This is a genomic window from Streptomyces sp. R35, from assembly GCF_041053035.1.
GTDB classification, from domain to species: domain Bacteria; phylum Actinomycetota; class Actinomycetes; order Streptomycetales; family Streptomycetaceae; genus Streptomyces; species Streptomyces lutosisoli.
In genome coordinates this window covers 4,701,666-4,718,267 of record NZ_CP163440.1, presented here as the reverse complement: position 1 = coordinate 4,718,267, position 16,602 = coordinate 4,701,666, and the positions used below count along the sequence as shown (strand labels likewise).

The window sequence follows — 16,602 nt, the reverse complement described above, 5'->3', positions numbered from 1 at the left end:
GTCATTCCGAGGCATTTCTCCGTTCGGTAGCCGTTACGCTGCCCACCTGACGACACTTCAGCAGATCAGGGGGAGCCACGATGCCGCAGGAGCCGTGGGCGGGATTGTCCGAGGCCATCAGCGCGATCCGGGCCGAGTTGGAGCAGGCGATGGCCGATGGTCATGGGCACGCGATCCAGTTCCGCACCGGGCCGGTGGAGATGGAGTTTGCCGTGGACGTCAAGAAGGACGCCCAGGCCGGCGCGAAGGTGTCCATCCTGCCCTGGAGCGCCAGCGCCGAGGCGAAAGCCGGATACGCGACCGGCAACACATCCCGCCTGAAGATCACCTTGCAGCCGGTCGACGAGCACGGCCAGGATCAGAAGATCGGCGCCCAGAGCCCGCAGCGTCCCCAGTAACACCCCCCACTGGCACCCGCTTGGTGAGACGCAGAGAACGGGGGTCCGCGCGTGGACGTGCGACGGGTGATGGAGGTCTGGGACCCGACGGGCCAGGTAGCCGGAAGCGGCTACCTCATCACGGACCACCTGGTCCTGACCGCTTTCCACAACATCCAGCGTGCCGCCGGATCCGCCTCCGAGCGGGCGGTGGAGGTGCGGCGGCTCGCCCTGCACGGGGAGCAGCCAACCGCGTGGGTGGCAGCCGAAGTTCTGTGGCCTGAGCAACCGCCCGACATTGAGCAGGATCCGCACACTGATGCCGCCCTGCTGCTGATCGCCGACTCGGTCTGGCAGCCTCCGGTCTCCGCGGAACCGGTGCGCTGGGGACGCCTGCCAGTACCCTCAGCTGGTGCCGTCGAGGCGCGGGTGGCCTGTGTCGCGGTGGGGTTCCCGGAGGCCGAGCAGCGGGACGGAAAGCGGGACACCAAGCAGATCAGCGGGCACATCGAGACCCTCAGCGGTCTGAAGTCCGGCCTGATCACCGCGCACATCGACCAGGTTGCCGCCCCCAATGCGGCTGGTGCATCGTCGTCCTGGTCCGGGGCATCCGGGGCCGCCCTGTTGTGCGGGAACCTGCTGACCGGGGTCCTGACCACCGACCGCGCGGGGCACTATCCGGGCAACCAGCTCATCGCCGTTCCGCTAGCCACGCTCGCTGCTCGCCCCGGCTTCACCTCCACGATCAAGGCCGCAGGAAACTCCCTGTCCCTCGAAGACATCGCCACCTCCGCCAGCGACGACGGTCCTTCAGCAGGCCCTTACGACGTGGACGCGCCCCTGGGCCTGCACAACCTCCCGGGTCTTCCCACCGAAGTCTTCGTCGGCCGAGAGGAAGCCCTCGCCACCCTCGCCGCCGCCATGGAGCAGGACTCCAAAGCAATCACGCAGACCGTCCAGGGTCTCGGGGGTGTCGGCAAGACCACCCTGGCCCTGCACTACGCCCACACCCACAGGGACTCCTACCAACTGGTGTGGTGGATCCGCGCCGACACCCCCGAACAGATCATCACTGACCTCGCTGGCCTAACCACCCGTATCCATGGCGGCGCTACCGGCCGCACCACTGCTGAGGACGCGGAGTGGGCCATCGGGTGGCTCCAGACCCACCCCGGCTGGCTCCTCATTCTCGACAACGCCGAGCACCCCAACACCACCCGCCACCTGATAGGCCAGCTCCACCACGCCGGACGACATCTGATTACCAGCCGCTTCGCGAACGGCTGGCCCACCATCCCCCTCGCCCTCCCCGTCCTCACCCCGGCAGCTTCACTCGATCTGCTCACCCGGCTCACCGGCCTGTCCGACCGCGACAACCAGCACCACGCCCGCTTGCTCGCCGACGACCTCGGATACCTCCCCCTCGCCCTCGAACAAGCCGGCGCCTTCATCGCCCAAAGCCGCATCTCCGTCAGTGCCTACCGGGACCTGTTCCGCCAGCACCCGGCTCAGACGACCAGCACTGCTCCCGCCGGCAGCGACCCGCAGCGCACCATGGCCCGCATCTGGCGCATCACCCTCGACACCCTCCACCGCAACACCCCCCTGGCCGTCGACATCCTGCGCGCCGCCGCCTGGTACGCCCCCACGGCCATCCCCCGCACCCTCCTCACGGCTCTAGCCGACAACCCCGTCAGCTTCGCCCAAGCCCTGAGCCAGCTCGCCGCCTACAACATGATCACCCTGGACGCCGACACCCTCAGCATCCACCGCCTCATCCAAACCGTCGCCCGCACCCCCGACCCCGCCACGACAGACGACGCCGACCCCCACCGCACCCACGACACCATCACCACCGCCCGCCAACGCGCCACCGCGCTCTTGCTCGCCGGACTGCCCGACAAACCAGACACGAACGTCGCCGGGTGGCCCACCTGGCGCACCCTGCTCCCCCACGCCGAAGCCCTCCTCACCGCCACAGACCCCGCCGACGACACCGAAGACACCGACCTCCTCCTCACCGACGCCGCTATCTACCTGCAAGGCCAAGGTCAGATCCCCCAGGCCATCACCTACAAGAAGCGCTCACTGACCACCTCCACTCAGCTCAACGGCACCGACCACCCCGACACGCTGACCTCCCGTAATAACCTCGCCTACGCCTACCAGTCGGCGGGGAACCTCGATCGGGCCATCCCGTTGTACGAACAGACCCTGACCGACCGCGTGCGGGTTCTCGGCGAAGACCACCCCTCCACGCTGACCTCCCGTAATAACCTCGCCGGCGCCTACGAGTCGGCGGGGAACCTCGATCGGGCCATCCCGTTGTACGAACAGACCCTGACCGACTGCGTGCGGGTCCTGGGCGAAGACCACCCCAACACGCTGACCTCCCGTAATAACCTCGCCTACGCCTACCAGTCGGCGGGGAACCTCGATCGGGCCATCCCGTTGTACGAACAGACCCTGACCGACTGCGTGCGGGTCCTGGGCGAAGACCACCCCAACACGCTGACCTCCCGTAATAACCTCGCCGGCGCCTACCAGTCGGCGGGGAACCTCGATCGGGCCATCCCGTTGTACGAACAGACCCTGACCGACTGCGTGCGGGTCCTGGGCGAAGACCACCCCACCACCCGCATTGTGAGCGCCAACCTCACCTATGCGAAATCGACCAGCGCCTGATCTGCCCAATCAACGAGCGGCGACTTTCGCTTGAATCAGCGGCAACCCCACGTCCGAACCAGCTCCCCTAGTCGCGCGTGATCAACCGTCGTGCACCTACGGGTGACCAAGCCCAACGCACACATACGAAAGTGCCCATCAACCTCCCTGAACAGCGAAGTTATTGCCGCATGAGCAAGGCTTGACTGATGCTCATGCAGTGCGGTGACGGGCTACGCGTCATGGTTCGGCGCGGTCTCGAAGGCTGCACTGGACATGGCAACGGCAGCTGTTTCAGTGCTCGGTCGCGGTGGCATCCTGACCATGTGACATATCGTCATTGCCGGGCATTTCAGTGGTCGGAAGCCGCTACGCTGCCTGCCTGACATCTTCTCAGCAGACCAGGGGGAGCCACTCATGCCGCAGGAGCCGTGGGCGGGACTGTCCGAGGCCATCAGCGCGATCCGGGCCGAGTTGGAACAGGCCATGACAGACGGCCACGGGCACACCATCCAGTTCCGCACCGGGCCGGTGGAGATGGAGTTCGCCGTGGACGTCAGGAAGGACGCCCAGGCCGGAGCCAAGGTGTCCATCCTGCCCTGGAGCGCCAGCGCCGAAGCCAAGACCGGATACGCGGCCGGGACCACGTCCCGCCTGAAGATCACGTTGCAGCCGGTCGATCAGCACGACCAGGACCAGAAGATCGGCGCCCAGAGCCCGCAACGCCCCGAGTAGCACCAGGTGACGCCTGCTCGCTGAGTCGCAGAGAACGGGGGTGCGCGCGTGGACGTGCGACGGGTGATGGAGGTCTGGGATCCGGCAGGCAGGATCGCCGGGACCGGCTACCTCATCGCCGACCGGCTGGTCCTGACCGCCTTACACAACATCCAGTCCTCCGCGACCACATCCGAGCGGGCTGTGGAAGTACGGCGGCTCGCCCTGCACGGTCAGCAGCCGGCAGCGTGGGTGGATGCCGAGGTGCTGTGGCCCGAGCAGCCACCCGACATCGAACAGGACCCGCACGCCGACGCCGCACTGCTGCTGATCAGCGCCCCGTCCTGGCAGCCTCCCGACACCGCGGCACCGGTGCGCTGGGGACGCCTGCCCGAACCCTCGCCCACTACCTCTGATACACGGGTGGCCTGTGTCGCGGTGGGCTTCCCAGAAGCCGAGCAGCGGGACGGAAAGCGTGACACCAAGCAGATCAGCGGGCATATCGAGACCCTGAGCGGCCTGAAGTCCGGCCTGATCACCGCACACATCGATGGTGTAGCCACCCCCGGCACGGCGGGTGGGTCATCGTCGTGGTCCGGGGCGTCAGGAGCCGCCCTATTCTGCGGGAACCTGCTGACCGGGGTTCTGACCACCGACCGCGCGAGCTGCTATCCCGGCAACCAGCTCGTCGCCGTTCCCCTGGCCACGCTCGCCGCACGCCCCGGCTTTACCAGAAGGATCAAAGTCGCAGGCAACTCTCTGGTTCTCGAAGACATCGGCTCCTTGCAGGGTGAGTCTAATAACAGATCACACAGTCCTCGGTCCCACGCCAGCGGTGAGGGTCTTGGGATACTTCGCATTTCACTTTCCCATATACCAGGTCAGATATTCTTCAATGTCGTTCACCCTCGCGTGATTATAGACGGAAAGACGCATGAACTCCGTTGGGGGAGCCATGACTTCACCCTCCCCGCCGGTCTCCACGAGATTAAGATATTCGTCCCCTACGTCAACAATCCGGAATGCTGTTCAGCCTCAACCGTCGCCAAGGTAGACACTCAAAATGTCACCCTGATCGAATATAAAACACCCCTGTCCATGTTTCAGAATGGGAAAATCCGAACCTTGCGCGTGTTTAAATAGAGACAAGTCGCGTTCATTTCCTGAACGCCAGAGCCATGCCGGATTACACAATGGGAGGGGGATGAGGATCGGGGCACGGAACGCCAGGGTGGATCGCATTCTGAGAGTAAGATGTGTACTCAGTCTAATATGTTTGCCCGTCGGAGCTATCACCGGGTTAGCGATATTCGGCAGGATGTTGAGGGCTGCGGCGACTACCTGCCAGCGATAAGCAAGCGGTATCCGTAGTCCATGCTCTGCTCACTAAGCAAGTCTGCGTGCCGACGATGCCAGGCACCGGAGTCAAGGTCGGCGCGGAGTCAGGCGACCGCCGGATCTACGGCAGAGGGTGGCAACTGAGCGAAGGGGGAACTAGCCCGCCGGAACCGGGTTGAGGAAGTCTCCGATCAGCGCCGGTAAGCGATCTGGAAGCCGTACGGTGTGCGCATCGAGCGCGTCGGCGACCTCGGCGCGCCCGCACCCCCAGCGCCCCCAGTAGCACCCGGCCGGCGCCCGCTTGGTGAGATGCAGAGAACGGAGGTCCGCGAGTGGACGTGCAACGGGTGATGGAGGTCTGGGACCCGGCGGGCCAGATCGCCGGGACTGGCTACCTCATCACGAACCGTTTGGTCATGACCGCGTACCACAACATCCAGCACGCCGGATCCACCTCACAGCGTGCGGTGGAGGTGCGGCAACTCACCCTGTACGGGCAGCAGCCGGCAGCGTGGGTGGATGCCGAGGTGCTGTGGCCGGAGCAACCGCCCGACATCGAGCAGGACCCGCACACCGACGCCGCCCTGCTGCTGATCGCCGACCCGGCCTGGCAGCCTCCCGTCTCCGCGGCACCGGTGCGCGGGGGGCGCCTGCCGTTACCTGGTGCCGTCGAGGCACGGGTCGCCTGTGTCGCGGTGGGGTTCCCGGAGGCCGAGCAGCGGGACGGAAAGCGGGACACCAAGCACATCAGCGGGCATATCGAGACCTTGAGCGGCCTGAAGTCCGGCCTGATAACCGCGCACATCGATCAGGTCGCCACCCCCAATAGCACTGGTGCAACATCGTCCTGGTCCGGGGCATCCGGAGCCGCCCTGTTCTGCGGGAACCTGCTCACCGGGGTCCTGACCACCGACCGCGCGGGACAATACCCGGGCAACCAGCTCATTGCCGTTCCGCTCGCCACCCTCGCCGCCCGTCCCGGCTTCACCACTACCATCAAAGCCGCAGGAGAGCCCCTGGTCCTCGAAGAGATCATCACTACCCGCCGCCTTGAGCACTTGGGGCGCAGGCGCGCGCCTCGCAGGGAGGCATACACAGCCCTATCGAACGAGTTCCGCAAGTTTCATCGAGCGATGGGATCCTGCCGGGAGCGGGCAAACGCAGGAGACGTACAGGGAGCAGAGGCGGCGCTACCTTCTTACCCTGAAGGGACTGACCGTTTCGAAATGGCTATCACCGCCGTCCAATTGGAAGGACCTAGAAAGGTTGCGCAATCCGCCTTGGAGGTTTTCGAATCCTGTGTGCGCTGGTATGGCGAAATGCGGGAGTGGATAAGCCTCCTTCGAGGGGAGTCTGATGGCGTCACAGAATCAAACTGGCCTTTCCTCGTCGAGGTGGCGGAAATGGAATCCGAGAGGAAGTTTTCAGAATTCATGGACGTGGCGTCTGATGGCCTCAACGAAGACGACTCTGATCCTGGAAGTGCGCTGGATTAGTGAAATCATCAGGTCGCCGGGGCATCAGCCGCGCTGCCCCTGCAGGTAGGTTCTCCGTCTCCTCCCGCCGCAGGCCTTACCGAGGGGCGACGCAGAAGTGCGCGGATGACATCGTCCAGTGCCCTGACCAGCGAATTTATTCCTGCATGAACCGGAGTTGACGGATGACTCGCGCAGCGTCGCTAGCGCGCGGGCAGGGCTGTGACGAGGAGTGGGTGCTCCAAGTTTGCGGCGGTCTCGGAGTCTGTGTCGGGTGCCGTCATACAGGGACGGCAGCGCCGGTTGCGTCCCTGCTCACACGGTTGGATCCTGAGGGTGCGGCAGATCGTCATTCCCAGGCATTTCTCCGTTCGGTAGCCGTTACGCTGCCCACCTGACGACACTTCAGCAGATCAGGGGGAGCCACGATGTCGCAGGAGCCGTGGGCGGGATTGTCCGAGGCCATCAGTGCGATCCGGGCCGAGTTGGAGCAGGCTATGGCCGATGGTCATGGGCACGCGATCCAGTTCCGTACTGGGCCGGTGGAGATGGAGTTCGCCGTGGACGTCAAGAAGGACGCTCAGGCGGGTGCGAAGGTGTCCATCCTGCCCTGGAGTGCCAGCGCCGAGGCGAAAGCCGGATACGCGGCCGGCACCACATCCCGCCTGAAGATCACCTTGCAGCCGGTCGACGAGCACGGCCAGGATCAGAAGATCGGCGCCCAGAGCCCGCAGCGTCCCCAGTAACACCCCGACTGGCACCCGCTTGGTGAGACGCAGAGAACGGGGGTCCGCGCGTGGATGTGCAACGGGTGATGGAGGTGTGGGACCCGGCGGGCCAGATCGCCGGAAGCGGCTACCTCATCACGGATCACTTGGTCCTGACCGCCCACCACAACATCCAGCGCGCCGGATCCACCACCCAGCGCGCGGTGGAGGTACGGCGACTCGCCTTTTACGGGGAGCAGTCAGCTGCGTGGATGGCAGCCGAAGTTCTGTGGCCTGAACAACCGCCCGACATTGAGCAGGATCCGCATACCGATGCCGCCCTGCTGCTCATCACGGACTCGGCCTGGCAGCCTCCTGTCTCCGCAGCGCCGGTTCGTTGGGGGCGCCTGGCCGCACCTTCACATGCTGCGGCCGAGGCACGCGTGGGCTGTGTTGCGGTGGGGTTTCCGGTGGCCGAGCACCGGGACGGAACGCGGGATACCAAGCACATCCGCGGGCACATCGAGACTCTGAGTGGCCTGAAGTCCGGCCTGATCACCGCGCACATCGACCAGGTTGCCGCCCCCAATGCGGCTGGTGCATCGTCGTCCTGGTCCGGGGCCTCCGGGGCCGCCTTGTTCTGCGGGAACCTATTGACCGGGGTCCTGACCACCGACCGCGCGAGAAACTACCTGGGCAACCAGCTCATCGCAGTTCCCCTGGCCACGCTCGCCGCTCGCCCCGGTTTCACCATCACCATCAATGTCGCAGGCAACCCACTGGCTTTGGAAGATATCACCGCCTCCGCCAGCGGCGATCACCACCCAGCAGGGCCTTACGACGTGGATGCCCCCCGGGGCCTACACAACTTGCCCGACCTGCCCCCCAAAGTGTTCGTCGGCCGAGAGGAAGCTCTCACTGCCCTCGCCGCCGCCATGGAGCAAGACTCCAAAGCCATCACACAGACCATCCAGGGCCTCGGCGGTGTCGGCAAGACCACCCTGGCCCTGCACTACGCCCACACCCACCGGGACGCGTACCAACTCGTGTGGTGGATCCACGCCGACACTCCCGAACAGATCACCACCGACCTCGCCGCCCTGACCACGCGCATCCACGCCGCCGCCACCGGCCGTACCACCGCCGAGGATGCGGAGTGGGCCATCGGATGGCTACAGACCCACCCCGGCTGGCTCCTCATCCTCGACAACGCCGAGCATCCCGACACCACCCGCCACTTGCTAGGTCAGCTCCACCACACTGGCCGCCACCTGATTACCAGTCGCTTCACGGACGGCTGGCCCACCACCCCCCTCGCCCTTCCCCTCCTCACCCCTGACGCCTCACTCGATCTGCTCACCCGGCTCACCGGCCTGACCGACCCTGACAACCAGCACCAGGCCCGCCTGCTCGCCGACGACCTCGGACACCTCCCGCTCGCCCTCGAACAAGCCGGCGCGTTCATCGCCCAGAGCCGCATCTCCGTCAGCGTGTACCGGGACCTGCTCCGCCTGCACCCAGCCCAGACCACCAGCACCGCTCCCCCCGGCAGCGACCCGAAGCGCACCATGGCCTGCATCTGGCGCATCACCCTGGACACCCTCCGCCACACCGTGCCGCTGGCCGTCGACATCCTGCGCACCGCCGCCTGGTACGCCCCCACCGCCATCCCCCGCACCCTGCTCGCCCCCCTGACCGACAACCCCGTCAACTACGCCCAAGCCCTCAGCCAACTCGCTGCCTACAACATGATCACCCTGGACACCGACACCCTCAGCATCCACCGCCTCATCCAGACCATCGCCCGCACCCCCGACCCAGCCACCGTGGACGCTGACCCCCACCGCAGCCACGACGCCATCACCAGGGCCCGCCACCACGCCACCGACCTCCTACGCACCGCACTGCCCGACGAACCAGACACAAACGTGGCCGGATGGCCCGCCTGGCGCACCCTGCTCCCTCACGCCGAAGCCCTCCTCACCGCCACCGGCCCCGTCCACGACACCGAAGACACCGACCTTCTCCTCACCAACGCCGCCATCTACCTTCAGAGCCAAGGCCAGATCGCCCAAGCCATCACCTACAAGAAGCGCTCCCTGGACACGTCCACCCGCCTCCACGGCCACGACCACCCCTCCACGCTCACCTCCCGCAACAACCTCGCGGGCGCCTACCAAGCGGCGGGGGATCTCGGCCGGGCCATCCCGTTGTACGAACAGACCCTGACCGACGGCGTGCGGGTACTGGGCGAAGACCACCCCTCCACACTCGCCTCCCGCAACAACCTCGCGTACGCCTACCGAGCGGCGGGGGATCTCGGCCGGGCCATCCCGCTGTACGAACAGACCCTGACCGACCGAGTGCGGGTACTGGGCGAAGACCACCCCTCCACGCTTACCTCCCGCAACAACCTCGCGTACGCCTACGAGTCGGCGGGGGATCTCGGCCGGGCCATCCCGTTGTACGAACAGACCCTGACCGACGGCGTGCGGGTACTGGGCGAAGACCACCCCTCCACACTCGCCTCCCGCAACAACCTCGCGTACGCCTACCGAGCGGCGGGGGATCTCGGCCGGGCCATCCCGCTGTACGAACAGACCCTGACCGACCGAGTGCGGGTACTGGGCGAAGACCACCCCGACACGCTCACCTCCCGCAGCAACCTCGCGGGCGCCTACCAAGCGGCGGGGGGCCTTGGCCGGGCCATCCCGTTGTACGAACAGACCCTGACCGACCGAGTGCGGGTACTGGGCGAAGACCACCCCGACACGCTCACCTCCCGCAACAACCTCGCGTACGCCTACGAGTCGGCGGGGGATCTCGGCCGGGCCATCCCGTTGTACGAACAGACCCTGACCGACCGAGTGCGGGTACTGGGCGAAGACCACCCCGACACGCTCACCTCCCGCAACAACCTCGCGTACGCCTACGAGTCGGCGGGGGATCTCGGCCGGGCCATCCCGTTGTACGAACAGACCCTGACCGACCGAGTGCGGGTACTGGGCGAAGACCACCCCGACACGCTCACCTCCCGCAGCAACCTCGCGGGCGCCTACCAAGCGGCGGGGGGCCTTGGCCGGGCCATCCCGTTGTACGAACAGACCCTGACCGACCGAGTGCGGGTACTGGGCGAAGACCACCCCTCCACGCTTACCTCCCGCAGCAACCTCGCGTACGCCTACCGAGCGGCGGGGGATCTCGGCCGGGCCATCCCGTTGCACGAACAGACCCTGATCGACCGAGTGCGGGTACTGGGCGAAGACCACCCCTCCACGCTCACCTCCCGCAACAACCTCGCGGGCGCCTACCAAGCTGCGGGGGATCTCGGCCGGGCCATCCCGCTGTACGAACAGACCCTGATCGACTGCGTGCGGGTACTGGGCGAAGACCACCCCACCACCCGTGTTGTCAGCGCCAACCTTGCCTACGCGAAATCGACGAACCAACTTCCCTAGTCGCGCGCGATCAACCGGCGCACGCCCACGGGTGACCACCCCGACGTACGCATCCGAAGAGTGACCTCATCAAGTCCCCAAATTATTACTGCATGAGCATGGCTTGATCGAGGACTCGCGCAGGGCGGCGATCGGTGCCAGCTCGGCCCGCGTCTGGGCCCACAGGACCAGCCCGTACGCCGACACGGAGAGCGCCGCGCCGAGGAGGCCGACGGCGGCGTACGGCCGGAGAACGGACACGAACTCGCCGCGCCACCGGTACCCCGCGTACACCGGGATCGCCACACCCTCGATGGCCATCAGCCAGGCGATGTAGCCGAGGGAGGAGCCGGACGCGCGTACGCCCAGACCGTCCACCACGGTGTACGCGGCGATCGACACGCCGGTCGCCAACGCCGCCCCGATCGCGGCCCAGTGGGGGCGCCGCCCGCGCAGCCCCCACAGGGCGACGCCCGTCAGCCCCGCGCAGGACAGCGCGATCCCGGACGCCGCCCAACCGTCGGGCACCTCGTGCGCGAAGACCGCCGCCAGCGCCGTGACGACCAGCGGAGCGGTCCCGCGGGCGATCGGATACGCCTGCCCGAAGTCGCCGAGCCGGAACGAGCGCATCAGCAGGACGTAGTACGCGACGTGGATCACGGCCGACACCATGAGGTACGGCCATGCCCCGGACGCCGGGACCGCCACGAACGGCACCATGGCGAGGCCGATCAGTGTGCCGCCGCCCGCGATCAGCGTGAAGCCGACCAGCTTGTCGTCGATGCGGTGCGCGAGCGCGTTCCAGCTGGCGTGGGTGACCGCGGCGAGCAGTACCGCCGCGGTGACGAGCGGCGTCACGCCGTCTGCTCGCGCACGTCCACCAGGGTGCCGCCGGCGTGGGCGATCAGGCTCTTCGGGTCCATCGGGAAGACGGCGTGCGGCGTGCCCGCCGCGGCCCACACCGTGTCGTGGTCGAGCAGCGAACGGTCCGCCAGGACACGGGTTCTGGTGCGGTGTCCGAAGGGCGGTACGCCACCGATCGCGTACCCCGTCGTCTCCCGCACCAGGTCAACCTTGGCCCGCGTCACCTTCTCGGCGCCCAGCTCCCGCCGTACGAGCTCCACGTCGACCCGTGACGCGCCGTCCATCAGGACCAGCACCGGCACCCCGTCCGCCGCGAAGATCAGCGACTTGCAGATCTGGCTCAGCTCACAGCCGATCGCGGCGGCGGCCTCGGCGGCGGTGCGGGTCGCGTCCGGGAAGCGGCGGATGCGCTCGGTCACCTCGTCGAGGCCCAGTTCTTGGAGGGCTTCGGCGAAACGGGGATGGGCCGCGTTCTCGGTGGTGGCGTTCTCGGCGGTGGCTTTGTCTGCGGGGGAGTGTTCTTCGGCGGCGTTCGCATCGGTGGCGGTCATGAACGGCACGCTAGCGGTCGGTGTACGAGGCACGCGACCGAGTTCCTAGTCCCACCAGAAGCGCCACAGCGGGGCGTTGACGAGGGATGCCGCGTACCGGGGGAAGGGGGTCGGGGGGTCGTCGACGATGTTGTCGGCCGTGGTCAGGAGGTGTTCGAGGGCGAGGTGGCTTGCCTGCTCCTCGGTGCGCGGCGGGCTCGCGACGGAGACGTACAGCGTCGCCCCCACGGCGGCCAGGACGCGCGCCCCGAAGCGGTCCTCCCAACTGCGCAACAGGGCGCAGAGCAGCGGGAGAGGGGCGCCGCGGTCCCAGCCGACGACGGCGGGTATGTCGGCGCTCCGCCGGGCGGCGACGAGTGCGAGACGGCCGTCCCACAGCTCGTACGGCCATTCGTCCGCGAGTACGGCGAAGGCGGACCGCGCGGCCTCGTCCGGGTCGACGCCGGCCGGGGGGAGCGTGGCGGGCGCCAGTCCGGGCCACTGCTCGAACGGTGGGCCGGGGTCGTCCTCCCACGGCTCGACGTCCTGGGGGCAGTCCACCGGCTCGGGCGCCGCGGCGAGCCGGGCGAGTTGGCGCCGGCGATGGGTGCGCCAGGCCTCCTCCAGTTCACCCTCCAGGTCGAAGGCGTCGACGGCGGCGAGGTCGAACGGGGCCGGCCGGACGTCGGAGTAGCACAGGAGCGGCAGCAGACCGGTGACGTGCTGCTGCCGCTGGTGCCCGGTCCACGCGGCCAGCGGGTCCGCCGGGGGCTGGTCGGAGTACCACATGACCGGCGAGCCGTCCGGCACGAAGTGGCCGGCCGGAAGTCCTTCGGGCAGCGAGAACGTCATGGGTGGAGAGTAGAACTCCCCACTGACATCGCCCCCGCGCCCAACTCCCCGCCGAACTCGCGGCCCAACTCCCGGCCTAGCTCCCCGCCTTCAGCAGCGCCGCCACGATCGGCCCCGCCGTGTCGCCCCCGTGGCCGCCCTGCTGCACGACGCCCGCAGCCGCGAGGTCGCCCTTCCAGGCCGTGAACCAGCCGTTCGGCTTGTCCTGGCCGTCGACCTCGGCGGAGCCGGTCTTCGCGCCGTAGTTGGGGCCGAGCCCGGACATCGCCTCGGCGGCGGTGCCGTACGCCGCCGTGTACTGCATGACTTCGCGGAGCTGGGAGAGCGTGGACGCGGACATGGTGCGGGACGCCGTGACCAGCGTGCGGTGGTCGACCGTCGGAGACACCAGGTAGGGCTGGTGGAAGGTGCCCGCCTGGACCGTGGCGGCGACCGACGCCATGTTCAGCGGGTTCATGCGGACCCCGCCCTGGCCCATCAGGGACGCCGCCATCTGTGCGGCGCTCTGCACCGGCACCGAGCCGTCGAAGGTCGGGACGCCGATGGCCCAGTTGTTCATGCTCAGCCCGAAGACCTGCTGGGCCTGCTTGGTCAGGTCGTCGTTCTCCAGCTTCTTCGCCTGGGTGATGAAGGCCGTGTTGCAGGACCGCGCGAAGCTCGCCTTGAACGTGCCGCCCTTGATGGAGAAGTCGTTGTCGTTGTGGAACGTCCAGCCGCCGTACTTCGCGGTCTTGGGGCACGGGTGCGCCTTGTCGGCGGAGGCCAGGCCCTTGTCGAAGAGCAGCGACGCGGTGATGACCTTCATCGTGGAGCCGGGGGCGAGGGAGCCCTGGAAGGCGGTGTTGAAGCCGTGGCCGCTGTTCGCGACGGCGAGGATCTCGCCCGTCGAGGGGCGCATCAGGACCACCGACGCCTTCGCCTTGGCGGCCACCTGCTGCTCGGCGTCCGCCTGGAGGGTCGGGCTGAGGGTCGTCTTCACGGTCCCCGGGGTGCCCTCGCTGAGCGTCAGCAGGGTCTTGTCGGGGGTCTTCTGGGCGCCCTTCTTCGCGGCCTTGCGGACCACGCGCAGCTCGATGCCCGCCTTGCCGCCGGCCGTCTTGCCGTACTTCTCGCGCAGTCCGTCGAGGACCGTGCCCAGGGAGGGGTACTTGGCGGTGGTCAGCTCCCCGCCGTTCCGGTCGAGGGCGGTGACCGGGGGCGTGCCCGACTCGCCGGTGACGAGCCGGTCGCCGTCCTGGAGGTCCGGGTGCACGACGGACGGCTTCCAGCCGACCAGCGCGACACCGTCCTTGGCGCGTCGCACGACCGTCAGCTTCGACGCGTACGAGAGCGGCTTGCTCTTGCCCTTGTACGTCACGGTGGCCTTGACGGTGAACGGGACGGCGGTGCCCGACCGCTTGCCGCTCGTCAGGGTCACGCCGGTGATGTGCGCGTCCTTGCCGTAGCCGGTCAGCGCGGTGGTCGCGGCGGCCGAGTCGTCGGTGGCGGCGGCCGCCTTCGCGACGTCGCCGCTCTGCCAGGCGGTGAGGAAGGCCGCGGCCGTGGTGCGCACTTCGGCCGCCGACAGCGGGCCGGTCTTCACGGCCTTGTGGTCGGCGGTCGTCGTCGTACGGTCGTCGGCCGCCGCACCGCCGCCGTACAGGCTGTAGGCACCGAACGCCCCGCCGGCGACGACCACGGCGATCAGCCCGCCGAGCACGGCGGGCCGCTTCGTCTTCCGTCGCTCGGCGACGCGCCTTCTCTTGCCCACAGCTCCAAGTCCTCCGCTGTCCCCTGATGCCCCCGTGCCTCACGCTGCTCGGACTGCTCAACGAGAAGCATCAGCCTAGGGTCCCGCCCTGTGAGGGGTGACTTCAGCCACCAGTTCGTAGCACAGCTGCGACGATCGGACCGGCGGCGTCCCCTCCGTGGCCGCCCTCCTGGGTCATGGCGGCGGCCGCGATGTCGTTGCGGTAGCCGGTGAACCAGCTGTTGGACTTGGCCTGGCCGTCGACCTCGGCGGAGCCGGTCTTGGCGCCGAGGTCACCGCCGAGCCCGGCCATCACGCGCGCGGCGGTGCCGCTCGTCGCGGTGAGCCGCATCATCTGCTTGAGCTGCGCGACGGTGTTCATCGGCAGCCCCTTCGCCTGCGCCGGCACGCGGTCGTCGAGCTTCAGCGGCACGATGACCGGCTGGCGGAACGTGCCGGTGATGGCGGTCGCCGTCACCGACGCCATGTTCAGCGGGCTCAACTGGACCTGGCCCTGGCCGATCGCGTTCGCCGCGCGGTCCGGGCCGCCCGAGGCGGGGACACTGCCGTCGAAGGACGGAATGCCGGTCTTCCAGTTGTCCTGGCCGAGGCCGAACCGCGTCTGTGCCTCGGTGGTGAGCGACTCGTCGGTGAGCGGCGCCTTGGTGGTGCCGTCGATGAGCTTCACGAAGGCCGTGTTGCAGGACCGCATGAAGCTGTTGGCGAGGCTGGCGTTCTCATTCGGGGTCATGCCCGTCAGGTTGTGGAAGGTCTGGCTCTGCCAGGTCGCGGTCTCCGGGCAGGGCGCGGGGCCGTTCATCGTGGTCACGCCGTTGTCGATGAACATCGCCGCGGTGACGATCTTCATCGTGGAGCCGGGCGCGAGCTTGCCGAGGAACGCCGCGTTGAACCCGTCCTCCCGGTGGTTGGCGACCGCCAGCACCTCGCCCGTGCTCGGCTTCACCGCCACCACGGACGACTCGGAGTACTGCGTGACCGCCTTCTCCGCGGCGGCCTGCGCGGTGGCGCTGAGCGTCGTACGGACCTTGCCCGTCTTCCCCTTGGCGAGGGTGACGAGGGTCGTGTCGCCCGTCTCCTCGCTCCCGTGCCGGATCGCCAGCTCGATGCCGGGTGAGCCGCCCGCCGTGTCGCCGTACTTCTCGCGCAGCGCGTCCAGGATGGGCCCCAGTGACGGGTACTTCTCCTTCGTCAGGACAACGTTGTTGCGGTCCACGGCCTCGATCGCCGGACTCGCCGACTCGCCCGTGACCAGCGTGTCGCCGTCCTTCAGCTCCGGGTGGACGACCGACGGCTTCCAGTCGACCAGCGCCTTGCCGGTGGTTTCCCCGCGCACGACGGTCAGTTCGGAGTCGTACGAGAAGGGCTTGCTCTTCCCGTCGTACGACACCGTCGCCTTGACCGAGAACGGCACGGTCGCCCCGGACGGCGTGCCCGGTGTGATCTTCACGCCGGTGAGGTGCGCGTCGGTGCGGTAACCGCCCAGCAGCCCTTCGGCCTTCGACGCGAAGTTGGTGTACGCCGCCGCCTTGGCCGCGTCGCCCTTCTCCCACGCCGCGAAGAACTTGGCGCTGGTCTCCTTGACCTCGGCACCGCTCGGCGGCCCGGTCTTGACCGCCGCGGGCCCGGACGCACCCGTGCCGCCGTCCCCGCTGATCGCGGTCACCACGTTGTACGCGCCGTATCCGGCGCCCCCCACCATCACGGCGAACACACCGCCGATGACGGCTGCCCTTGCCCCCTTGCGCATCGCGCGAATCCCTCCCCGTGGACCCTCCCCCGAACTTCTGAACGCGTTCAGAAAAGTTGGTCTACTCCGCACTGTAGGCGCGGGTGGGGCTCATGGGGCGGACGTTCTCCGAATTGTTAGGCCCGGACACGCTCCGTCACATCCATG

The 16,602-nt window shown here is 68.0% G+C and carries 12 protein-coding genes and 1 pseudogene; 8 read left to right on the top strand and 5 right to left on the bottom strand.

What is annotated here, in order from left to right; all coding sequences use genetic code 11:
• Positions 1-80: 80 nt before the first annotated feature.
• The 8 genes and pseudogenes from AB5J50_RS21480 to AB5J50_RS21445 all read left to right on the top strand — a co-directional run bounded on the left by AB5J50_RS21480 (position 81) and on the right by AB5J50_RS21445 (position 10,733).
• Positions 81-398, top strand: a complete 318-nt coding sequence (locus tag AB5J50_RS21480; RefSeq protein WP_369260052.1) for a trypco2 family protein — start codon at positions 81-83, stop codon at positions 396-398.
• Between the two features lie 51 nt (positions 399-449).
• Entirely contained in the window at positions 450-3,062 is a 2,613-nt protein-coding gene (locus tag AB5J50_RS21475; RefSeq protein ID WP_369260051.1) for a tetratricopeptide repeat protein, read from the top strand.
• 396 nt (positions 3,063-3,458) lie between these two features.
• Positions 3,459-3,776, top strand: coding sequence for a trypco2 family protein (locus AB5J50_RS21470; protein WP_369260050.1), 318 nt, complete (start codon positions 3,459-3,461; stop codon positions 3,774-3,776).
• A 48-nt stretch (positions 3,777-3,824) separates the two neighbouring features.
• Complete coding sequence (locus AB5J50_RS21465; protein ID WP_369260049.1) at positions 3,825-4,898, top strand: trypsin-like serine protease; 1,074 nt, start codon at positions 3,825-3,827, stop codon at positions 4,896-4,898.
• Positions 4,899-5,425: 527 nt separating this feature from the next.
• The gene (locus AB5J50_RS21460; RefSeq protein ID WP_369260048.1) at positions 5,426-6,589 is read left to right on the top strand and encodes a trypsin-like serine protease; all 1,164 of its coding nucleotides are present in this window, start codon (positions 5,426-5,428) and stop codon (positions 6,587-6,589) included.
• Between the two features lie 407 nt (positions 6,590-6,996).
• Positions 6,997-7,314: a trypco2 family protein gene (locus AB5J50_RS21455; protein WP_369260047.1), complete on the top strand. Its 318-nt coding sequence runs from the start codon at positions 6,997-6,999 to the stop codon at positions 7,312-7,314.
• Between the two features lie 68 nt (positions 7,315-7,382).
• A pseudogene (locus tag AB5J50_RS21450) lies at positions 7,383-7,946 on the top strand (trypsin-like peptidase domain-containing protein); the annotation flags it as partial.
• A gap of 264 nt (positions 7,947-8,210) precedes the next feature.
• Entirely contained in the window at positions 8,211-10,733 is a 2,523-nt protein-coding gene (locus AB5J50_RS21445; protein ID WP_369265467.1) for a tetratricopeptide repeat protein, read from the top strand.
• 69 nt (positions 10,734-10,802) lie between these two features.
• On the opposite strand, the gene AB5J50_RS21440 is transcribed toward AB5J50_RS21445, so the two are convergent.
• From AB5J50_RS21440 to AB5J50_RS21420, 5 genes are all read right to left on the bottom strand, one after another.
• Positions 10,803-11,570 (bottom strand): EamA family transporter, encoded by a 768-nt coding sequence (locus AB5J50_RS21440; protein ID WP_369260046.1) that lies wholly within the window; start codon positions 11,568-11,570, stop codon positions 10,803-10,805.
• Positions 11,567-12,127 (bottom strand): YbaK/EbsC family protein, encoded by a 561-nt coding sequence (locus AB5J50_RS21435; RefSeq protein ID WP_369260045.1) that lies wholly within the window; start codon positions 12,125-12,127, stop codon positions 11,567-11,569. Before AB5J50_RS21435 ends, AB5J50_RS21440 begins: the two co-directional genes overlap by 4 nt.
• A gap of 45 nt (positions 12,128-12,172) precedes the next feature.
• Complete coding sequence (locus AB5J50_RS21430; RefSeq protein ID WP_369260044.1) at positions 12,173-12,958, bottom strand: DUF4253 domain-containing protein; 786 nt, start codon at positions 12,956-12,958, stop codon at positions 12,173-12,175.
• Between the two features lie 76 nt (positions 12,959-13,034).
• Entirely contained in the window at positions 13,035-14,708 is a 1,674-nt protein-coding gene (locus AB5J50_RS21425; RefSeq protein ID WP_369260043.1) for a penicillin-binding transpeptidase domain-containing protein, read from the bottom strand.
• Between the two features lie 103 nt (positions 14,709-14,811).
• Complete coding sequence (locus tag AB5J50_RS21420; RefSeq protein WP_369260042.1) at positions 14,812-16,455, bottom strand: penicillin-binding transpeptidase domain-containing protein; 1,644 nt, start codon at positions 16,453-16,455, stop codon at positions 14,812-14,814.
• Positions 16,456-16,602 lie beyond the last annotated feature (147 nt).

Coding starts and splice junctions, on each gene's coding strand:
- AB5J50_RS21480 (WP_369260052.1), top strand. CDS start 81: ATGCCGCAGGAGCCGTGGGCGGGATTGTCCGAGGCCATCAGCGCGATC.
- AB5J50_RS21470 (WP_369260050.1), top strand. CDS start 3,459: ATGCCGCAGGAGCCGTGGGCGGGACTGTCCGAGGCCATCAGCGCGATC.
- AB5J50_RS21455 (WP_369260047.1), top strand. CDS start 6,997: ATGTCGCAGGAGCCGTGGGCGGGATTGTCCGAGGCCATCAGTGCGATC.
- AB5J50_RS21445 (WP_369265467.1), top strand. CDS start 8,211: ATGGAGCAAGACTCCAAAGCCATCACACAGACCATCCAGGGCCTCGGC.
- AB5J50_RS21435 (WP_369260045.1), bottom strand. CDS start 12,127: ATGACCGCCACCGATGCGAACGCCGCCGAAGAACACTCCCCCGCAGAC.
- AB5J50_RS21430 (WP_369260044.1), bottom strand. CDS start 12,958: ATGACGTTCTCGCTGCCCGAAGGACTTCCGGCCGGCCACTTCGTGCCG.
- AB5J50_RS21420 (WP_369260042.1), bottom strand. CDS start 16,455: ATGCGCAAGGGGGCAAGGGCAGCCGTCATCGGCGGTGTGTTCGCCGTG.